At 72.4% G+C, this 6,277-nt stretch carries 2 protein-coding genes; both read left to right on the top strand.

What is annotated here, in order from left to right:
- Positions 1-3,472, top strand: a 3,472-nt coding sequence (locus tag ABZZ20_RS36425) for an SDR family NAD(P)-dependent oxidoreductase (protein WP_356877281.1), incomplete at its 5' end; no start/stop codon positions are given.
- Between the two features lie 7 nt (positions 3,473-3,479).
- Positions 3,480-6,277: type I polyketide synthase (locus ABZZ20_RS36420; RefSeq protein ID WP_356877279.1), on the top strand; the 2,798-nt coding region annotated here is incomplete at its 3' end.

The raw sequence follows: 6,277 nt of genomic DNA, 5'->3' as shown, positions 1-6,277 counted from the left end.
GGCGGAGTTCACCGGCCAGGGCCGCAAGACCACCCGGCTCCGCGTCTCGCACGCCTTCCACTCGCCGCTGATGGACCCCGCCCTCGCCGAGTTCCACCTCGTGGCCGAGGGCGTGACCCGCCACGAGGCGAGGATTCCGGTCGTGTCCGGTGTCCACGGCGCGATCAGCGAGGACTGGGGCACCCCCGACTACTGGACCCGTCACCTGCGCGAAGCCGTCCGCTTCGCCGACACCGTCCAGCACCTCCACACCAAGGGCGTCACCCGCTTCCTCGAACTCGGCCCCGACGCCGTCCTCACCGCCCTCACCCAGACCACCCTCGACGGCCAGGACACCGTCATCGAGCCCGCCGTACGCAAGAACCGCCCCGAGGCACGGACCCTGCTGACCGCCCTCGCACGCCTGCACACCACCGGCACCCCGATCGACTGGACGGCCTTCTACGCCGGCACCGGCGCACGCCGCGTCGACCTGCCGACGTACGCCTTCGAGCGCCGGCCGTACTGGCTCGACGCTCCGGCGGCGGCCCCCGCGGGCGACGTCGCCAGCCTCGGTCAGCGGGCTGCCGAACACCCGCTGCTGAGCGCGGTGGTGGTCTCGCCGGAAGCCGGCGGCGTGGTGCTGACCGGCCGGCTGTCGGTCAAGACCCACGCCTGGCTGGCCGACCACGACGTACTCGGCACCGTGCTCCTGCCGGGCACCGGATACGTGGAACTCGCCATCCGTGCGGGTGAGGAAGTCGGCTGCGACGTGATCGACGAGCTCACCATCGAGGCGCTGATGCCGATGCGGGAGGACGGCGGCGGCCTGGCCGTCCAGGTCACCGTCGACGCGGCCGATGCCACCGGCCGCCGCTCGCTCGCGGTGTACTCGCGACCCGACGACGCATCGGCGGACGTCCCGTGGACGCGGCACGCGAGCGGTGTACTCGCTCCCGGCGCCCAGCACCCGCCGACCCCCGAGTCGTTCGGGGTCGGGGTCGGGGTCTGGCCGCCGGAGGGAGCGGAGGAGGTCGACATCTCCGGGGTGTACGACTACCTGACCGGTCAGGGCTACGGGTACGGGCCCATGTTCCGCTGCCTGCGCGGAATCTGGACGCGCGGCAAGGAGACCTTCGTCGAGGTGTCGCTGCCGGAGGACAACCTCGCGGTGGGCAACGACTACCGCATCCACCCGTCGATCCTCGACGGCTCGCTGAGCGCGACGGACTTCATGGACGGGCGCAGACCGCAGGACGTCGGGGGCACCCAGCTTCCGTTCGCCTGGGCCGGAGTGACCCTGCACGCGGCGGGTTCCTCGCAACTGCGGGGCCGGATCACGGCGGTGGAATCGCACAGGTCCCAGGGTTCCGACGCCGTCCGCATCGAGCTGTCCGACCTTCGGGGCACACCGGTCGCGACCATCGACTCCCTGGTGGTCCGCCCGGTCACGGCGGCCCGCGTCAACGCCGCCGCAGCCGCCGGCCGCGACGAGCGCACGTCGATGTTCCACCTGGTGTGGAACCAGTTGCCGCTGGGCGCCAGCGCCTCGGCGGTAGCCGACCGCTGGGCCGTACTGGGCGGTGCCGGCAGCTCCGACCACGGCTTCGGCGAGGGTCTGGCCGCGTACCCGGACCTCGGGGCACTGCGGGCGGAACTCGACGGCGGCGCGGCCGTGCCCGAAGTGGTCCTGCTGCCCGTGCCGTCCGGCGAGGGCGAAGTCCCCGGAGCGGTCCGGTCCGTGACCGGCGCCGTCCTCGACGTCCTCCAGGCCTGGCTCGACGACGACCGCTTCGCCCGGTCCCGTCTGGCAGTGGTCACCCGGAGCGCGGTCCAGGCGAAGGACACCGACACCGTCGACCTCGCCCAGGCACCCGTCTGGGGCCTGCTGCGCTCCGCCGAGGAGGAGAACCCGGGGCGCTTCCTGCTGGTGGACACCGACGGTTCGGCCGCCGCCCACCAGGTGCTGCCGGCCATCGTCGCGACCGGGGAACCGGAAGCGGCCGTACGTGGCAGCGAGGTCAAGGTCCCGCGCCTGGCCCGGGTCTCTGCGAGCCGGGTCTCCGCCGACCTCCCCTGGTCGGCGCAGGGCACGGTGCTGATCACCGGCGGTACGAGCGGCCTCGGCAGCATCGTCGCCCGCCACCTGGTGGCGGAGCACGGCGTACGTCACCTGCTGCTCACCAGCCGCCGGGGTCCGGACGCGCCGGGCGCGCAGGAACTGCGCGCGGAGCTCAGCGGGCTCGGGGCCGAGGTCTCGGTCGTCGCCTGCGACGTATCGGACCGGGCCGCCGTGGACGCGCTCCTCGCGGGCGTGTCCGACGAGCAGCCGCTGACCGCGGTGGTGCACGCCGCAGCCCTGATGGACAACGCACTGACCGCGCAGCTGACGGCGGAGCAGGTCGATGCCGTACTGCGGCCGAAGGCGGACGCGGCGTGGCACCTCCACGAGGCGACGCTCGGCCTGGACCTGTCGGCCTTCGTCCTCTTCTCCTCGTGCGCCGGACTGGTCGTCGGTGCCGGACAGGGCAACTACGCGGCGGCCAACCGCTTCCTGGACGGGCTGTCGGCCCACCGCCGCTCGTTGGGGCTGCCCGCCACGTCGCTGGCGTTCGGCCTGTGGGAGACGAAGACCGGACTGGGCGGCGGGGTCACCGACTCCGACCTCGGCCGGATGAAGTCACTGGGCCTGCCGGCGCTGCCGACCGCGGAGGGGCTGCAGCTGTTCGACGAGGCCATGACCCTCGACGAGGCGATGATCGCCCCGATCCGCGTCGACAACGCGGCACGCGGTACGGCGCCCGGCGAGCCTCCGGTGCTCCTGCGGGACGTCCTGCGCGCGGAGCCGGTGGCGCAGCAGCGCCAGGACGTACGGGCACCGGCCGTGGCGGCCGTGGCCGCGGCGGCGGCTAGTTCGCTGTCCCTGGAGGAGAGGTTGGCCCGGATGCGGCCCGCCGATCGGGAGCCCGCGGTCCTGGACCTGATCCGGGCCCAGGTGGCGGCCGTCAGCCACAGCGATCCGGACACCGTGGACGTCAACAAGGGCTTCACGGATCTGGGGCTCGACTCCCTGGCCGCGATCGACCTGCGCAACCGGTTGCAGACCGCGACCGGCATGCGCCTGCCGGCGACCATGATGTTCGACTACCCCAGCCCCGTCGTGATGGCCGAGTTCCTCCTGGAGGAGATCCTCCCGGCCATCGAGGACGCCGCCGAGCCCGACCATCCCGTAGCGGTGCAGGACGAGGGCTCGATCCGCCGGGCGCTCGCCTCGATCCCCGTCGCCGCACTGCGCGAAGCGGGCCTCCTGGACGCGCTGCTGACGCTCGCCGGTCCGGCGGACCAGCACGGGACACCGGTTGCACCGGCCGTGCCCGGTGTGCCCGCCGCGCCGGAGACGGTCGATCGGAGCGAAGAGATCAAGAGCATGGACATCGACGACCTGGTGCGTGCCGCGCTTGCGTCCGCCGAACCGAATTCGACCGAGGGCTGAGGTCATCGTGGAAGCATCAGTTGAGCAACTCGTCACCGCGCTCAGGCAGTCCATGCTGGACAACGAGCGCCTGCGCCGGCAGAACAGCGAGCTGGCCGAGGAGGCCGACCGGGCTGCCGAGCCGATCGCGATCGTGGGCATGGCGTGCCGCTACCCGGGCGGCGTGAACTCGCCCGAGGAACTGTGGCAGCTACTGATCGAGGGTCGGGACGGGGTGTCCGCGTTCCCCACGGACCGTGGTTGGAACACCGACGCCCTGTACGACCCCGAGCCGGGCAAGCTCGGCAGGACGATCACCCGTGAGGGCGGGTTCCTGTACGACGCCGGTGACTTCGACGCGGGCCTGTTCGGGATCTCCCCCCGCGAGGCCCTGGCCCTCGACCCGCAACAGCGCCTGCTCCTGGAGGCCTCCTGGGAGGCCGTCGAGAGCGCCGGCATCGCCCCGCACACCCTGCGCAAGAGCCGGACCGGTGTCTTCGGCGGCGTGATGTACCACGACTACGGTCCCGGTACGAGCGACGGGAGTCTGGTCACGGGCCGGGTGGCGTTCAGCCTGGGCCTGGAGGGCCCGGCGCTGACGATCGATACGGCGTGCTCGTCCTCGCTGGTCGCGATGCACCTGGCGGCGCAGTCCCTGCGGTCGGGCGAGTCCACGCTCGCCCTGGCCGGTGGTGTCACGGTGATGACCGAGCCGGACATGTTCCTCTACTTCAGCCACCAACGCGGCATGGCCGCAGACGGCCGTTGCAAGTCGTTCGCGGCTTCGGCCGATGGGACCGGCTGCTCGGAGGGCGTCGGCGTCATCGTGCTGGAACGCCTCTCCGACGCCCGCCGCAACGGCCATCAGGTCCTGGCCGTCATGCGCGGCAGCGCGGTCAACCAGGACGGCGCGTCCAGCAGCATGACCGCCCCGAACGGCCCCTCCCAGCAGCGGGTGATCCGCAGCGCCCTGGAGAACGCCGGCCTGACCGTCACCGACGTCGACGCCGTGGAAGCACACGGCACCGGCACCCGGCTCGGCGACCCGATCGAAGCACAAGCCCTACTGGCGACGTACGGCCGCAGGCCCGACGACGCCGCACCACTGTGGCTGGGCTCCCTCAAGTCGAACCTGGCGCACACCCAGGCCGCGGCCGGAGTCGGCGGCGTGATCAAGATGATCCAGGCACTGCGCCACGGCGTGCTGCCCAAAACCCTCCACCTGGACGAGCCGACCCCGCACGTGGACTGGGAGGCGGGCAACGTCAAGCTGCTCACGGAGGCCGTCGCCTGGCCGGCCGCGGCCGGTCGCCCGCGCCGCGCCGCAGTCTCCTCGTTCGGCCTCAGCGGTACGAACGCCCACATCATCTTGGAGGAGGCCCCTGCCACGGAGTCCGCCGAGGCCGAAGGCCGCGAACTGCCGGTGGTGCCGGTCGTCCTGTCGGGTCGCTCCGCCCAGGCCCTGACCGACCAGGCCCGGCGCCTGCACGCCCACGTCACGGCGCACGAGGACGTTCCGCTCATCGACCTGGCCTACTCCACGGCGACCACCCGGACCCCGCACGAGCACCGCGCGGTCGTCGTCGGTGAGAGCCGCGAGGAGCTGCTCTCCGGTCTGTCGGCGCTGGCCGAGGGCTCGGTTGCCGGTGCGGGGGTGGTGCAGGGTCAGGTCCGGGACGGTAAATCGGCCTTCCTGTTCACGGGTCAGGGCGCGCAGCGCCTGGGCATGGGGCGTGAACTGCACGCCGCGTTCCCGGTGTTCGCCCAGGCCCTCGATACCGTGGTCGCCGCCCTCGATGCGCATCTGGGCACGCCGTTGTACGAGGTGATGTGGGGCGAGGACGAGGCCCTGCTCAACAGCACCGCGTACACGCAGCCCGCCCTCTTCGCGATCGAGACGGCCCTGTTCCGACTCGTCGAGTCCTGGGGTGTGCGCCCCGACTTCCTGGCCGGGCATTCGATCGGTGAGATCACCGCCGCGCATGTGGCGGGTGTGCTGTCCCTGGAGGACGCGGCCCGGCTGGTGACGGCTCGTGGCCGGCTGATGCAGGCCCTCCCGGCCGGTGGTGCCATGGCCGCGATCCAGGCCACGGAGGAGGAGGTCCTTCCGTACCTGACCGAGGCGGTCGGCATCGCGGCGATCAACAGTCCGCGTTCGATCGTGGTCTCGGGCACCGAAGAGGCCGTCGAGGCGATCCGGGCGGAGTTCACCAGCCAGGGCCGCAAGACCACCCGGCTCCGCGTCTCGCACGCCTTCCACTCGCCGCTGGTCGAGCCGGCCCTGTCCGAGTTCCACCTCGTCGCGCAGAGCGTGACGTACCGGCCGGCGCTGACGCCGATCGTCTCGAACGTGACCGGCCGGCTTGCGTCGGACGAGGAGCTGTCCTCGCCCGCCTACTGGGTCCGCCACGTCCGCGACGCGGTCCGCTTCAGCGACGCCGTCCAGCACCTGGCGGCGAAGGGTGTCACCCGGTTCGTCGAACTGGGCCCCGACGCGGTCCTGACGGCGCTCACCCGTACGACGCTGGACACCGACGACGCGGTCATCGAACCGGTGCTGCGCAAGGACCGCCCCGAGTCCCGCACCCTGCTGACGGCTCTGGCGCACCTGCACGGCGCGGGCGCCCGGATCGACTGGGCCGCCTTCTACGACGGCACCGCGGCCCGGCCCGTGGACCTGCCCACCTACCCGTTCCAGCGGGAGCGGTACTGGATCATCGAGAACCAGTCGGGCGGGGACGCCACCGCCTTCGGTCTGGCCGCCACCGACCACCCGCTGCTCGGCGCGGTCATCACCTCGCCCGACGGCGACGCAGTGACCTTCAC

Source organism: Streptomyces sp. NPDC006430 (assembly GCF_040612395.1).
Taxonomy (GTDB): Bacteria; Actinomycetota; Actinomycetes; order Streptomycetales; family Streptomycetaceae; genus Streptomyces.
This window is presented reverse-complemented; position numbering and strand designations above follow the sequence as displayed.